Annotated in this window: 16 protein-coding genes; 8 read left to right on the top strand and 8 right to left on the bottom strand. The window is 73.7% G+C overall.

Features of this window, described 5'->3' with window-relative positions; genetic code table 11:
- Positions 1–109 precede the first annotated feature (109 nt).
- The gene (locus KUM38_RS33655) at positions 110–991 is read left to right on the top strand and encodes an SIS domain-containing protein (RefSeq protein ID WP_217135159.1); all 882 of its coding nucleotides are present in this window, start codon (positions 110–112) and stop codon (positions 989–991) included.
- 41 nt (positions 992–1,032) lie between these two features.
- Positions 1,033–1,899 (top strand): class II fructose-bisphosphate aldolase, encoded by an 867-nt coding sequence (locus tag KUM38_RS33650; protein ID WP_217135158.1) that lies wholly within the window; start codon positions 1,033–1,035, stop codon positions 1,897–1,899.
- Position 1,900: 1 nt separating this feature from the next.
- Here KUM38_RS33650 and KUM38_RS33645 read toward each other — a convergent pair whose 3' ends face one another.
- Positions 1,901–3,034 carry a methyltransferase gene (locus KUM38_RS33645; protein ID WP_217135156.1) on the bottom strand — a complete coding sequence of 378 codons (1,134 nt, stop codon included), beginning with the start codon at positions 3,032–3,034 and terminating at the stop codon, positions 1,901–1,903.
- Between the two features lie 68 nt (positions 3,035–3,102).
- Between KUM38_RS33645 and KUM38_RS33640 the strand changes: the two genes are divergently transcribed.
- Genes KUM38_RS33640 through KUM38_RS33625 form a run of 4 tightly spaced genes read left to right on the top strand, consistent with a single transcriptional unit; the run spans position 3,103 to position 6,406 of the window.
- The gene (locus KUM38_RS33640; RefSeq protein ID WP_217135154.1) at positions 3,103–3,753 is read left to right on the top strand and encodes an alpha-ketoglutarate-dependent dioxygenase AlkB; all 651 of its coding nucleotides are present in this window, start codon (positions 3,103–3,105) and stop codon (positions 3,751–3,753) included.
- A gap of 37 nt (positions 3,754–3,790) precedes the next feature.
- The gene (locus KUM38_RS33635; RefSeq protein ID WP_217135151.1) at positions 3,791–5,032 is read left to right on the top strand and encodes an ROK family protein; all 1,242 of its coding nucleotides are present in this window, start codon (positions 3,791–3,793) and stop codon (positions 5,030–5,032) included.
- A 28-nt stretch (positions 5,033–5,060) separates the two neighbouring features.
- Positions 5,061–5,951: an NAD(P)-dependent oxidoreductase gene (locus tag KUM38_RS33630; RefSeq protein WP_217135149.1), complete on the top strand. Its 891-nt coding sequence runs from the start codon at positions 5,061–5,063 to the stop codon at positions 5,949–5,951.
- 32 nt (positions 5,952–5,983) lie between these two features.
- On the top strand, positions 5,984–6,406 hold the full coding sequence (locus tag KUM38_RS33625) for a PPOX class F420-dependent oxidoreductase (protein WP_217135147.1): 423 nt from the start codon (positions 5,984–5,986) through the stop codon (positions 6,404–6,406).
- Between the two features lie 83 nt (positions 6,407–6,489).
- Here KUM38_RS33625 and KUM38_RS33620 read toward each other — a convergent pair whose 3' ends face one another.
- On the bottom strand, positions 6,490–7,074 hold the full coding sequence (locus KUM38_RS33620) for a DUF4865 family protein (protein ID WP_217135145.1): 585 nt from the start codon (positions 7,072–7,074) through the stop codon (positions 6,490–6,492).
- Positions 7,075–7,104: 30 nt separating this feature from the next.
- Complete coding sequence (locus KUM38_RS33615; RefSeq protein ID WP_254398154.1) at positions 7,105–7,668, bottom strand: TetR/AcrR family transcriptional regulator; 564 nt, start codon at positions 7,666–7,668, stop codon at positions 7,105–7,107.
- A 179-nt stretch (positions 7,669–7,847) separates the two neighbouring features.
- On the opposite strand from KUM38_RS33615, the gene KUM38_RS33610 reads away from it, so the two are divergent.
- Positions 7,848–8,135 (top strand): SHOCT domain-containing protein, encoded by a 288-nt coding sequence (locus tag KUM38_RS33610; RefSeq protein ID WP_217135141.1) that lies wholly within the window; start codon positions 7,848–7,850, stop codon positions 8,133–8,135.
- 47 nt (positions 8,136–8,182) lie between these two features.
- Here the strand turns inward: KUM38_RS33610 and KUM38_RS33605 are convergent, their stop codons facing one another.
- The 3 genes from KUM38_RS33605 to KUM38_RS33595 form a co-directional block, all read right to left on the bottom strand.
- On the bottom strand, positions 8,183–9,085 hold the full coding sequence (locus tag KUM38_RS33605) for an oxidoreductase (RefSeq protein WP_217135139.1): 903 nt from the start codon (positions 9,083–9,085) through the stop codon (positions 8,183–8,185).
- A gap of 182 nt (positions 9,086–9,267) precedes the next feature.
- A complete protein-coding gene (locus tag KUM38_RS33600) occupies positions 9,268–9,813 on the bottom strand; it encodes an ATP-binding protein (protein ID WP_217135137.1) in 546 nt (181 codons plus the stop codon).
- Positions 9,814–9,996: 183 nt separating this feature from the next.
- A complete protein-coding gene (locus KUM38_RS33595) occupies positions 9,997–10,320 on the bottom strand; it encodes a hypothetical protein (protein WP_217135135.1) in 324 nt (107 codons plus the stop codon).
- Positions 10,321–10,652: 332 nt separating this feature from the next.
- Between KUM38_RS33595 and KUM38_RS33590 the strand changes: the two genes are divergently transcribed.
- A complete protein-coding gene (locus tag KUM38_RS33590; RefSeq protein ID WP_217135134.1) occupies positions 10,653–11,777 on the top strand; it encodes a PLP-dependent cysteine synthase family protein in 1,125 nt (374 codons plus the stop codon).
- Positions 11,778–11,795: 18 nt separating this feature from the next.
- On the opposite strand, the gene KUM38_RS33585 is transcribed toward KUM38_RS33590, so the two are convergent.
- Positions 11,796–12,266: an SRPBCC family protein gene (locus KUM38_RS33585; RefSeq protein ID WP_217135133.1), complete on the bottom strand. Its 471-nt coding sequence runs from the start codon at positions 12,264–12,266 to the stop codon at positions 11,796–11,798.
- Positions 12,267–12,317: 51 nt separating this feature from the next.
- Positions 12,318–13,157, bottom strand: coding sequence for a DeoR/GlpR family DNA-binding transcription regulator (locus KUM38_RS33580; RefSeq protein WP_217135131.1), 840 nt, complete (start codon positions 13,155–13,157; stop codon positions 12,318–12,320).
- Positions 13,158–13,213 lie beyond the last annotated feature (56 nt).

Below are 13,213 nucleotides of genomic sequence, written 5' to 3'. Positions count from 1 at the left end.
CGTGGTCCCCGGCGACCCTAACGCACCCACCCTTCGACCGAATGCTTGATTTTGCTCGAAACCTCGCTCAATCTTGCAAGAACAATCACCAAGCCTTCGGGGGTGCGGCATGACCCATGTCGAGGACGAACTGAGCAGTCAGCCCGAGTGCTGGAGCCGTGCCGCCGCGCAGGCCGCGTCCCACGCCCCGGTCCTCCCGGCGGCGGGGGAGCGGGTCGCGGTGGTCGGCTGCGGGACGTCGTACTTCATGGCGCAGGCGGTCGCGGCCCTGCGTGAGGACGCGGGCCTGGGCGAGACCGACGCCTTCGCCGCCTCGGAGTTCCCGCGGCACCGGGCCTACGACCACGTCGTCGCCCTCACCCGCTCCGGCACCACCACCGAGGTCCTCGACCTGCTGGGCCGGCTGAAGGGCGGCACGCGCACCACCGCGGTCACCGCCGACCCGGCCACCCCCGTGATGTCGCTCGCCGACGAGACGGTCGTCCTCGACCACGCGGACGAGCGCTCCGTCGTCCAGACCCGGTTCGCCACCACGGCCCTCACCCTGCTCCGCGCCCACCTGGGCCTGCACACCGAAGCGGTCGTCGAGGACGGGCGTACGGCCCTCCGTGAACCGCTGCCCGAAGGGCTCGTGGACCGCGCCCAGTTCACCTTCCTCGGCCGCGGCTGGACCGTCGGCCTGGCCAACGAGGCCGCACTGAAGATGCGCGAGGCGGCCCTCGCCTGGACGGAGGCCTACCCGGCGATGGAGTACCGGCACGGACCCATCAGCATCACCACCTCCACCACCGCGACCTGGATGCTCGGCGACGCACCGGAGGGGCTGGCCCGACAGGTCCGTGACACCGGCGGACTGTGGATCGGGGGCAGCCTCGACCCGCTCGCCGAACTCGTCCGCGTCCAGCGGCTCGCGGTCGCCGTCGCCGCGGCCCGCGGCCTGGACCCCGACCGGCCCCGCCACCTCACCCGCTCGGTCGTCCTCGCGCCCTGACCGCAGGGGAAAGGACGGAACTCCGCAGGAAAGGACGGACCGTGCCCCTCACCACCACCGGCGAGCTCGTCACCCGCGCCGCCGCCCGCCGCTCGGCGGTCGCCTCGTTCAACGTCATCACCCTCGAACACGTCGAGGCCGTCGTCGCCGGCGCCGAATCGGCGAACGCCCCCGTCGTCCTCCAGGTCAGCGAGAACGCCGTGAAGTTCCGCCACGGCCGGCTGCTCCCGCTCGCCCGCGCCGCCGTCGCCGCCGCCGAACGCGCCACCGTCCCCGTCGCCCTGCACCTCGACCACGTCCGGAGCGACACCCTGCTGCGCCAGGCCCCGGACGCCGGATTCGGCTCCGTGATGTACGACGCGGCCCGGCTGCCCTACGCCGACAACCTCGCCGCCACCCGGGCCGCCGTCGACTGGGCCCACGCCCGGGGGCTCTGGATCGAGGCCGAACTGGGCGAGATCGGCGGCAAGGGCGGGCAGGCCGCGCCGGACGCCCACGCCCCGGGCGCCCGTACCGACCCCGCCCAGGCCCGCGCCTTCGTCGCCGCCTCCGGCGTGGACGCGCTGGCCGTCGCCATCGGCACCACCCACGCCATGACCACCCGCACCGCCACCCTCGACCACGCCCTCCTCGAACGGCTGGCCGCCGCCCTGGACGTCCCCCTCGTCCTGCACGGTTCCTCCGGCCTCCCCGACCGGGAACTCGCCGCGGCGGTCGCGGGCGGCATCACCAAGGTCAACGTGGGAACGGCCCTGAACATCGCCATGACCGGCGCGATCAGGGAATTCCTCACCGCCCACCCCGAGGCGGTCGACTCCCGCGGCTACCTCACGGTGGGCCGGGAGGCGATGACACGGGCGGTGACGGGGATCATCGAGGCGCTGGGCGCGGTCCCGGCGCCGTCCTGAGTCAGCGCTTCACGGCCTTCAGGACCACGAACTTCGGGTCCGAGGCCACCACTTCGCTGTTGCCGAACAGCCGTCGCAGCTTCACGTGGTACCCCAGGTGACGGTTGCCGATCACCCACAGTTCGCCGCCCCGGCGCAGGGCGCGCCGGGCGCCGGTGAACATGCGCCAGGCCGTGGCGTCGGTGGTCGCCTGGTGGGAGTGGAAGGGCGGGTTGTTCAGGACGAGGTCGACACTGCCGGCCGGTACGCCCGACAGGCCGTCGCCGACCCGGAACTCGGCGTGTCCGGGCACGTCGTTCTCCCGGTACGTGGCCTGAGCGGACGCCACCGCCTGGAACGACTCGTCCACGAACAGCACCTCGGCGCGCGGGTCGGCCAGCGCCATCGCCGTACCGACGACGCCGTTGCCGCAGCCCAGGTCCACCACCCGTCCGCCGTTCCCGCCGGCGGGCAGGTGCCGCAGGAAGAACCGGGTGCCGATGTCGAGGCGGTCGGCGCAGAAGACGCCGGCGTGGTTGACGACCGTCGCACCCGACACCGGGCCGATGCCGTCGGGCAGCGGGTAGCGGTACGGCCAGGGGTTCCCGGGGCGCCGCAGCGTGGGATCCGGGGTGCACAGGATCAGCCGGGCCTTCTTCTCGGCGAGCGAGGTCCTGGTCGGGCCGAGGATCCGCGCGAAGAGGTCCAGCGTCGAGGTGTGGATCTCCTTCACCATGCCGGCGCCGACGACGACGGTGCCCTCGTGCACCGCCGGCGCCAGCCGCAGCAGCTGGTCCTCCAGCAGCGCCAGGCTCTTCGGCACGCGGACGAGCAGGACGTCGATCCGGTCCGGCGGGGGATCCTGCGTGGTCAGCAGCCGGACCGCGCCCGGCTCGACGCCGTTGCGCGCCAGGTTCGCGCGGGTCGCCTCCTGCCCGAGCCAGGAGTCGGTGATCTGCGTCGGCCGGTGCGCGGCGAGCGCCGTGACCAGCGCGCCCCAGCGGTCGCCGACGGCCACGACCGTGCCGGACAGCGGGATCCGCCGTTCGGCGAGATGTCTGAGGAGGTACTCGTCGGACGCGTCCCAGGCGCGCAGCCTGTCCCTCGGGTCCTCGGGGAACCTGGCCAGCGCCGGCTCGCCCCACGCGGTCGTCATACGGTCGTTCATCGTCCGACCAGGCTAGCCCAGCCGCAGCTCAGGGTGCGTCCGGCAGGATGGGAGGCATGGACGCCGAGCTGTTCCCCCGGGCACGCGGAGAGATCGCGCCCGGCGCGGTGCACGTGCCGGACTGGCTGGACGCGCGGGCGCAGCGCGGGCTGCTGGACGCCTGCCGGGACTGGGCGAGGCCGCCCGCCGGACTGCGCACCGTCCGCACGCCCGGCGGCGGCACCATGACCGCCCGGCAGGTGTGCCTCGGCCGGCACTGGTATCCGTACGGCTACGCCCGCACCGTCGTCGACGGTGACGGCGCGCCGGTGAAACCGTTCCCCGCGTGGCTCGGCGAACTGGGCCGCCGCGCGGTGACCAACGCGCTGGGCGCGGACGCCGCGCGCGGTGCCGCGTACGACATCGCGCTCGTCAACTTCTACGACGGCGACGCCCGCATGGGCATGCACCGCGACAGCGACGAGAAGGCGGACGCGCCCGTGGTGTCGCTGAGCCTCGGCGACACCTGCGTCTTCCGCTTCGGCAACACGGCGACCCGGACCCGCCCCTGGACGGACGTGGAGCTGCGCAGCGGCGACCTGTTCGTCTTCGGCGGACCCTCCCGGCTCGCGTACCACGGCGTCCCCCGGGTGCACGCGGGCACGGCACCGCCCGAGTTGGGACTGGCCGGAAGGCTGAACATCACGCTGCGGGTCGGCGGCCCGTAGTCCGCGCCGGTTTGCGGATCATGGGAGACTCGCGTTCATGAGCGGGAAGGCGGACCCCCGGCCGGCGGGGGAAGGGACCACCTCGAGGACGCGGCTGGACCGGGGGCGCGGCGCGCTCGGACCCGCGCTGGAGCTCGTGCACACCGGACGCGCGCCGACCCGCGCGGTGCTCACCGCCGAGCTGGGCGTGACCCGCGCGACGGCCGGCGCGGTCGCCGCCGAACTGGAGGCGCTCGGGCTGATCCGGGTGGACGCCCGGCCCGGCGCGGCGGCCGGTTCCCAAGGGCGCCCCTCGCACCGGCTCTCGGTCGCCGAGGACGGGCCCGTGGCGCTCGCCGCGCAGGTGCACTCCGACGGTTTCCGGGCGGCCCTGGTCGGGCTGGGCGGCCGTATCGTCGCCACGGCACCCGGCTGCGAGGTCGTCGACGCCGACCCCGCGAAGGTGCTCGGCTCCGTCGTCGCGGCCGGCGCCGAGCTGCTGCGGGAGACCGGACGGCGGTGCGTGGGCGCCGGGCTCGCCGTGCCGTCGGCGGTGGCCGAACCGGAAGGGCTCGCCCTCAACCCCCTGCACCTGGCCTGGCCCGCGGGCGCACCGGTGCGGGAGATCTTCGCCGAGCAGGTGCGCGCGGCCGGTCTGGAGGGGCCCGCCTTCGCGGCCAACGACGTCAACCTCGCCGCCCTCGCCGAACACCGGCACGGCGCCGGGCGCGGCTCCCGCGACCTGCTGTGCGTGGCCACCGGCCACCGCGGCGTGGGCGGCGCGCTGGTGCTCGACGGCCGCCTGCACTCGGGCAGTTCGGGCCTCGCCCTGGAGGTCGGCCACCTCGCCGTCAACCCCGACGGCCGCCCCTGCCACTGCGGCAGCCGCGGCTGTCTCGACGTCGAGGCGGACCCGCTGGCGCTGCTCACCGCGGCGGGCCGCGCGCCGGGCCCCGAGTTCTCCCTGCTGAAGCAGGCCGAGGACCTGATCCGCGGCCAGTACGACGACCCGGACGTGCGCACCGCCACCGAGTCCCTCATCGACCGGCTCGGCCTGGGCCTCGCCGGACTGGTGAACATCCTCAACCCGGACCGGATCATCCTCGGCGGCCTGCACCGCACCCTGCTGGAGGCCGACCCGGACCGGCTGCGCGCCGTCGTCGCCGACCGCAGCCTGTGGGGCCGCAGCGGCGGCGTCCCCATCCTTCCCTGCACCCTGGACCACAACAGCCTGGTCGGCGCGGCGGAACTGGCCTGGCAGCCGGTGCTGGACGATCCTCTCGGGGCACTGGTGCGATAAGGCAGCCCGACAGACAGAAAGCGACCTCATGACCGAGAAGCTCACCGTCAGCGTCCTGGGTACCGGCATCATGGGCGCGGCGATGGCCCGCAACCTCCTGCGCGCCGGGCACGCCGTACGGGCCTGGAACCGCACCCGCGCGAAGGCCGAACCGCTCGCCGCCGACGGCGCGCACATCGCCGGCACCCCCGCCGAGGCGGTCGAGTCCGCCGACGTCGTGCTGACCATGCTGTACGACGGCCCGGCCACCCTGGAGACGATGCGCAGGGCCGCCCCCGCCCTGCGCGGCGGAACCGTCTGGGCGCAGTCCACCACCGCGGGCATCGAGGGCGTCGCCGAACTGGCCGGTTTCGCCCGCGAGCACGACCTGCTCTTCTACGACGCCCCGGTCCTCGGCACCCGCCAGCCGGCCGAGGCCGGACAGCTGACCGTGCTCGCCGCCGGCCCCGCCGAGGGCCGCGACAGGGTGACCCCGGTGTTCGACGCGGTGGGTGCCCGCACCGTGTGGACCGGGGAGGACGGCGCCACGGCCGGCGCGACCCGCCTGAAGCTGGTCGCCAACAGCTGGGTGCTCGCCGCGACCACCGCCGCCGGTGAGGCCCTCGCCCTGGCCGAAGCCCTCGACGTCGCACCGGACGGCTTCTTCGACCTCATCGCCGGCGGCCCGCTCGACATGGGCTATCTGCGCGCCAAGGCCGGGATGATCCTCGAGGGGCGGCTGACCCCGGCCCAGTTCGCCGTGACGACCGCGGCGAAGGACGCCAGACTGATCGTGCGGGCCGGTGAGCAGCACGGCGTCCGCCTGGACGTGGCCGCCGCGAGCGCCGAACGGTTCGAGCGGGCCGACGCCCGGGGCCACGGCGACGAGGACATGGCCGCCGCCTACTACGCCAGCTTCGACGACGACCCCACCACCTGATCGGCCGAGCCGCGAGCACGAAGGAGTCCGTAGTGTCCAAGCCCCCGCTTCCCCCCGAAGCGCAGGAACTGCTGCGCAAGCCCAACCCCTGTGTCATGGCCACGCTGCGCTCCGACGGCGCGCCCGTGTCCACCCCCACCTGGTACCTGTGGGAGGACGGCCGCGCGCTGGTCAACTTCGACGAGGGCCGGGTCCGCCTGAAGCACGTCCGCCGCGACCCCCGCGTCACCCTCACCGTCCTGGACGGCGACGGCTGGTACACCCACGTCACCCTGATCGGCCGGGTGACCGACCTGTACGACGACGAGGACCTGGCCGACATCGACCGCCTCTCCCGGCACTACACCGGCAACCCGTACCCGGACCGGAAGCGGGCGCGGGTCAGCGCCTGGCTCGAGGTCGAGCGCTGGCACGGCTGGGGCGCGATGAAGGACAGCGACCAGGCGGGCGGCTGACCTCCGGCGCCCGGCCGGGCGTCAACGCCGGTCGACGGCGAAGGCCCGGCCGGGATTCCCGGTGAGGGCGGCGCGGACCGTGCTCACCACTGCCGTCCCCGGGACAGCGCGTCCCGCTCCGGCGCCGACAGACGCAGCACCTGGAAGACCTCGCCGTCCGCCTCGGGCGCGTCATGTGCCCAGAGCGAGAAGCGCACCAACTCCCAGCGGGCGGTGTCCACGGCGGCCGCCGCGAGCACCGCGCCGTCCCGGCCGGCCAGCCGCCCGCACTCCCGCACCGCCTCCTCGGCCGTCTCACCCACCCGCACCCCGTCCGGCACGGGACGCCGGTGCCGTACGGCGACGACCGCGGGTGCTCCCGAGGCCACCCCCTCCTCGTACGCCAGGCCGGTCCACTGCCGCACCGGGGGCCGCCCGAAGTCGTCGGCGATGCCCTGGAAGCCGCCGCCCCAGAGGAAGGCGTTCATGCCCTCCACGGTGTTCCAGAGATAGAACGGCGCGTACTGGTTGACCGGCGAGCCGTGCACCCCGCGCTCGCGCACCAGGTACGCCTTGACGCCGAGGCCCGGCCACGCGTCGAGCAGATGCCCGCGCCGGGCCACCCGGTCCCGGACGATCCCCATGCCGTAGTCGGCGGGCAGGGTGAGTTCGTACTGCAGGGCGTGCAACGGAGGTCTCCTCGAGGGAAGTTGACGGGACTATCGCTCGCGCGGCGCGAGCAGCGCGAGCAGACCGCGCACTCCCGCGTCGAAGGCGGCGGGGGAGCCGGAGGCGCGGGCCAGTACATAGCCCCCCTGGACGGTCGCGACGACGGCCGCCGCGATCTCCGCGCTGTCGAGCACCGGCGCGAACTCGCCCCGCTCCTTACCCTCTCCGACGATCCCGGTGAGCCGCGCGCGCAGCCAGTCCAGGGTCTCGTCCACCGGGGCGCGCAGCGCGTCGTCGGCGATGACGTCCGGGTCCATGGTGAGCCGCCCGACCGGACAGCCCCGCAGGACATCGCGCTCGCGCAGCAGATACGCCTCGATCCGCTCGTACGGCGTTCCCGGCCCGCCGAGGACCGCCTCGGCGGCGGCCCGCGTCTCCTCGGCGGTCCGCCGGATCGCGGCCAGCGCGAGGTCCGGCTTCCCCTTGAAGTGGTGGTACATGCTGCCCTGGCCCGCGCCCGACCGCTCCAGGATCGCCTTCGGGCTCGTGCCCACGTAGCCGCGCTCCCACAGCAGCTCCCGGGTGGACTCGATCAGTCGTTCCGAGGTGCTCATGCCCGCACTGTACATACCAGTAGTTACAGAAGTCGAGTGCTCCTCGGCCGTCCGCGTACTCCCCGCGGGGTAGGCGTAGTGCCGTCGGCCGTACGACGCCCCGACCCCCCTCGCGGGAGGACGCTCGGAGAGGTCGCACAAGGAGCGACGAGACAGCGCATCCGAGGAGTTGAACGATCATGCAGACCCTGGCGCACTTCGGCGACGGCGGGCCCGGCCCGTGGATCCTGCTCTTCCCCCTGATCTGGGCCCTGGTCATCGGCGGCGGCATCGCACTGCTGCGCCGCACGGTGTGGCGTGGACGCCGTGGCCCCGGCCCCGGACGGCCCACGGCGGAGGACGACTCGCCCATCGCGGTGCTCGGCCACCGCTTCGCCTCCGGCGAGATCGACGAGGACGAGTACTGGCGGCGGCTGTCCGTCCTGGACGAGCAGTTCGGCCGGCACGGCAAGGACGGCGCACGATGACACTCTGAGACGCCTCGCCCCCGCTCCGCCCCGGGCGCGGACGCGGCTCACGCCCCGGCCGCGCCCGGCTCGTCGAGCAGGGCCAGCTCCTCCTCGGTCAGCCGCAGGGCGCCGGCGGCGATGTTCTCGGCGAGGTGCGCCGGGTTCGTGGTGCCGGGGATGGCCAGTACGTGTGGTCCCCGGTGCAGGGTCCAGGCGAGACGGATCTGCGCGGGCGTGGCGCCGTGGGCACGGGCGACCGTGTGGACGCGCGCGTCCCGCTCCGGCGCCGCGGCCGCCTCACGCCGGAGGCCGGAGAGGGCGAAGTAGGGGACGAAGGCGATGCCACGCTCCCGGCAGAGGTCCACCAGCCCGCTCTCGTCGGAACGGCGCGAGTCGAGCCCGTACGCGTTCTGGACGCAGGTCACCGGGGCGATCGCCCGGGCCTCGGCCAGGTGTTCCGGCCGGACGTTGGAGAGCCCGAGGTGCCGGACCAGGCCCGCCTCGCGCAGCTCGGCGAGGGCGCCGAAGTGCTCGGCGACCGAGGTCCCGGGGCCGTTGACGCGCAGGTTGACCACGTCGAGGTGGTCCCGGCCGAGCTGGCGCAGGTTCTCCTCGACCTGACCGCGAAGCCGGTCGGGACGGGCCATGGCGAGCCACTGGCCGGAAGGGTCGCGCCCCGGGCCGACCTTGGTCACCACGACCACGTCGTCGCGCCAGGATGCGAGGGCCCGGTTGATGAGCTCGTTCGCGGAGCGCAGCGGTGAGAAGTAGAAGGCGGCCGTGTCGATGTGGTTGACGCCCTGCTCGAACGCGCTGTGCAGTATCCGGACGGCGGCGCCGCGGTCGATCGGCCTGCCGTCGGAGTTGCCCATCATGCCGTTGCCGGTCAGCCGCATCGCGCCGTAGCCGATGCGGTTCACCTCCAGGTCCCCGAGTCTCCAGGTCCCCGCTGCCGCCGCTGCGCTCACCGTGCTCCTTCACCCGTCGGTTCGTCAGGCTCCGGAGGGTAGGGGGGGCGCGGGGTGCCTCGACAGGCCGACGGGCTGGACGAAATGTCACACCCGTAGCGGGAACGAACCGTCAGGGACCGGTCGTTGTAACTGTCGAAGCACCCGGTCGGCAGCGGCGCGCCCGTTGCCGGGGACCCGTGTCAGCCGGGGACGGTGGAGCGGGCGGGGGCCCGTTCGGCGTGGTGGTCCCCGGTGGTGTGTTCCACGAGGGCGACCTCCGCGAAGCGGTGGCCGGCGGGCTCGTCGGCCGTGATCCGCGGACGCCGGTCCCAGGCGGGCGCGGTGGTCGCGGCCGGTGTCGGCAGGGTGAACCACACGACCTTGCCGGACTCGCCGTCCGGCACCGCGCCCCAGCTCTCGCTCATCGCGGCGACCATCGCCAGCCCGCGCCCGCACGTGGCGAGCGGGCTCGCGTCCGCCAGGACCGGCAACCGCGGGTCGTGGTCGCGCACCGACACCTTGAGCCGGTCGAGCAGCAGCTCGATCTCGACGGTGCACGTCTTGTCGGGCTGGGCGTGCCGGTGGACGTTGGACAACAGCTCCGTCACACCGAGCGATGCCCGGTCTATCAACGAGTCCATATGCCAGTAGCGCAACTGCGCAGATACGATTCTGCGGACCTGGCCGATCCGCGACGGCAGGGCTTGGAGCTCCACCGCGCAGTGCCTGCTTGGGTGAGTGATCACGGCTGCGACTCCCCGACGTGAGGTCCGGAAGAACACGGAAGACGGATCCAGCAGGGCGCCTGCGTGACACTGCCGCCTGCTGTCGTGGCCGGCGGGCTGGTTCGCAGCGTTATCGCCGGTAAACCCAGAGTGACGTGAGACCAGCGTGACGCAAGAGGTGAAGTGACGCAAGTCACGTGCATCTCAGGTGCCGCGCCCCGACGCCCGGCGCACGGCCTCGATGAAACGGCGGGCGGCGGGCGGACCGGGTTCGCCCGGCGCGGGGTCGTGGTCGCCCAGGGTGAGCAGGTACCGCTTGCCGTTGAGGTCCGCGAGCGCCCGGTCCTCGGGGGCGAACCAGGGCCTGGAGGCCCGTACCGCCTGCACCGGCGCGCTGTCGATCTCGCTGCCGTAGCTGGTGAGCAGCTCCAGGCGGCCCTCGCTGATCCGGACCTGGCCGGCCCGGGTGAGCGAACGCAGCCACTTGCCGATCCGCACGCCCGTGGCCGTGAACTCCGGCTCCGCCATGCCACCCGCCCCCTTGTGCGCGTCGGTGTGCCGGACCGTGCTCCACGGGCCGGCTCCTGCCCAGCTCCAGTGTGCCCCCGTACGGGGCTCTGCTCACGCCGGTGCAGTCTGCCCGCACCCGCCGCCGAGCACCAGTGCGCGCGCCACCGTTCCCCGGGGCCCGGGGTGCACTCGCGCCAATGCGCCCCCTTGCCGCCTCCTGCGCTCCCCAGGGGTGCCTTTGAGTGGCTCAAAGGTGTGTTTATGCAGGTGAGAGGTGGTGTGGAGGGTGCTTATGATCGGGGTACCGGCCGCGCGAGACGCCGTCGGCGCTCAGCGTAAGGAGCCCTGCCGTGAGCACTCCCCGACAGACCTCGACCGGCGCCACCCTCGACGTCGACCACAGCGACGCCGCCTACCGGGCCTGGCTGAAAGAGGCCGTGCGCAGGGTGCAGGCCGACGCCAACCGTTCGGCCGACACCCACCTGCTGCGCTTCCCGCTGCCCGAGCGGTGGGGCATCGACCTCTACCTGAAGGACGAGTCGACCCACCCGACCGGCAGCCTCAAGCACCGGCTGGCCCGTTCGCTCTTCCTCTACGGGCTCTGCAACGGCTGGATCCGTCCGGGCCGTCCGGTGATCGAGGCGTCCAGCGGTTCCACGGCCGTGTCGGAGGCGTACTTCGCGAAGCTGATCGGCGTGCCCTTCATCGCCGTCATGCCGCGCACGACGAGCGCCGAGAAGTGCCGCCTGATCGAGTTCCACGGCGGTCGGTGCCACTTCGTGGACGACCCCCGCACGATGTACGAGGCGTCCGCCGCCCTCGCGGCGGAGACCGGCGGCCACTACATGGACCAGTTCACCTACGCCGAGCGGGCCACCGACTGGCGGGGCAACAACAACATCGCCGAATCGATCTTCCGCCAGCTGGAGCTGGAGCGGTTCCCGGAACCCGCGTGGATCGTCGCCACGGCCGGCACCGGCGGCACCTCGGCGACCCTCGCACGCTACGTCCACTACATGCAGTACGACACCCGCATCTGTGTCGCCGACCCGGAGAACTCGTGTTTCTTCCAGGGCTGGACCACCGGCGATCCGGACGTCGCCTGCGACCGCGGCTCCCGTATCGAGGGCATCGGCCGGCCCCGTATGGAGCCGAGCTTCGTGCCCGGCGCGATCGACCGGATGATGAAGGTGCCCGACGCGGCCAGTGTCGCCGCCGTGCGGGCCCTGGAGCGGGTCATCGGCCGCAAGGCGGGCGGCTCCACCGGCACCGGGCTGTGGAGCGCGCTGAAACTCGTCGCGGAGATGGTGGCGGAGGGCCGGCGGGGGAGCCTGGTGACGCTGCTGTGCGATCCGGGGGACCGGTACCTGGACAAGTACTACTCGGACGCCTGGCTGGCCGAACAGGGCCTGGACATCGCGCCGTACACGGCGGCGATCGAGTCCCTGCTGCGGACCGGCGTCTGGCCCGACTGAGCGCACCGGGGCCGCGGGCTACGCCCCGAGCCGGCGGTCCAGTGAGGTCACCGCGGAGCGGAACGCCCGCCCCAGTCCCGGCCGGGCGGCCCTCAGGACGAGACGGAAGGGCGCCGTGCCGTCGGCCGCGAACGTCCACCGCACCCGCGTGCCCGTGCCGGCCGGGGTGAGCCGCCACTCCTCGGCCAGGGCACGGGCGCCCGGCGCGTTCGTCACGTCGACGCGATAGGCGTACACCTCGGACGCCTGGGCCACGAGGACCGTCTCGCGGAACCGGGTGCCGCCCCGGAGCCGGATCTCACGCCCCGCGCCGTCGTCGAGGGGGCGGGCCAGCGTCACCGCCCCGAACCACTCCGTCCAGCCGGTCACGTCCTCGGCGAGCGCGCGGAACACCCGCTCGGGCGCGGCGGAGATCTCCCGCCCGAAGACCAGCCGTACGGGCGCGGTACGGACGAACTCGTGCTCCACGGGGCGCAGACGGTGGGCCATGGACACAACCTCCTTGACGGGCACCGGAACGGGCGGCGGGCAGGAGGCCCGTCAGGTGTCCGCGGCCTCCGGGGGCTCCTCGGGCTCGCCCGCCACCACCAGCCGCCGCAGATGCTCGGACACCTCCGCGCGTGCCCCCGCGGGCAGCCCGGAGTCCGTCACCATGGTGTCGACCTGCTCCAGGGAGGCGAACGAACTCAGCCCCACCGTGCCCCACTTGGTGTGGTCGGCGACCACGACCACCCGCCGGGCCGACTGCACAAGGCGCCGGTTCGTCTCCGCCTCCGCGAGGTTCGGGGTCGACAGCCCCGCCTCCACCGATATGCCGTGCACCCCGAGGAACAGCAGATCGAAGTGGAGCGCCGCGATCGCCTGGTCGGCCACCGGCCCCACCAGCGAGTCGGACGGTGTGCGCACCCCGCCGGTCAGGACGACCGTGGCCGAGCCCTGCCGGGCCCCCGACGTGCGCTGCGCCGCGTGGAACACGTCGGCCACCCGCACCGAGTTGGTGACCACCGTGAGGTCGGGGACGTCGAGCAGGTGGTGCGCCAGCGCGAAGGTCGTCGTACCGCCCGACAGCGCGATCGCCGCGCCGGGAGCGACCAGCTCGGCCGCCGCCCGCGCGATGTCCTCCTTGGCGGTCGGCTCCAGGCCCGACTTGGCCTCGAACCCGGGCTCGTGCGTACTCGCCTCCACCACCGGGACCGCGCCGCCGTGCACCTTCTCCAGCACGCCCTGCCGGGCCAGCGCGTCGAGGTCGCGGCGGACCGTCATGTCCGACACGCCGAGCTTGCGGGTCAGCTCGTTGACCCGGACCCCGCCCCGACGCCGGACCTCGTCGAGGATCAGGGTGCGCCGCTGCTCCGCGAGCAGGTTCTGATTCTCGCTCACGTACGCTCCGGTCCTTTCGCCGCAAACCGCCCGACACGTCCGGCACCCTCTGCGAC

The organism is Streptomyces sp. AC558_RSS880 (genome assembly GCF_019049255.1).
Classification (GTDB): Bacteria; Actinomycetota; Actinomycetes; order Streptomycetales; family Streptomycetaceae; genus Streptomyces.
This window is presented reverse-complemented; position numbering and strand designations above follow the sequence as displayed.

Coding starts and splice junctions, on each gene's coding strand:
- KUM38_RS33655 (WP_217135159.1), top strand. CDS start 110: ATGACCCATGTCGAGGACGAACTGAGCAGTCAGCCCGAGTGCTGGAGC.
- KUM38_RS33645 (WP_217135156.1), bottom strand. CDS start 3,034: ATGACGACCGCGTGGGGCGAGCCGGCGCTGGCCAGGTTCCCCGAGGAC.
- KUM38_RS33640 (WP_217135154.1), top strand. CDS start 3,103: ATGGACGCCGAGCTGTTCCCCCGGGCACGCGGAGAGATCGCGCCCGGC.
- KUM38_RS33635 (WP_217135151.1), top strand. CDS start 3,791: ATGAGCGGGAAGGCGGACCCCCGGCCGGCGGGGGAAGGGACCACCTCG.
- KUM38_RS33630 (WP_217135149.1), top strand. CDS start 5,061: ATGACCGAGAAGCTCACCGTCAGCGTCCTGGGTACCGGCATCATGGGC.
- KUM38_RS33615 (WP_254398154.1), bottom strand. CDS start 7,668: ATGAGCACCTCGGAACGACTGATCGAGTCCACCCGGGAGCTGCTGTGG.
- KUM38_RS33610 (WP_217135141.1), top strand. CDS start 7,848: ATGCAGACCCTGGCGCACTTCGGCGACGGCGGGCCCGGCCCGTGGATC.
- KUM38_RS33595 (WP_217135135.1), bottom strand. CDS start 10,320: ATGGCGGAGCCGGAGTTCACGGCCACGGGCGTGCGGATCGGCAAGTGG.
- KUM38_RS33585 (WP_217135133.1), bottom strand. CDS start 12,266: ATGGCCCACCGTCTGCGCCCCGTGGAGCACGAGTTCGTCCGTACCGCG.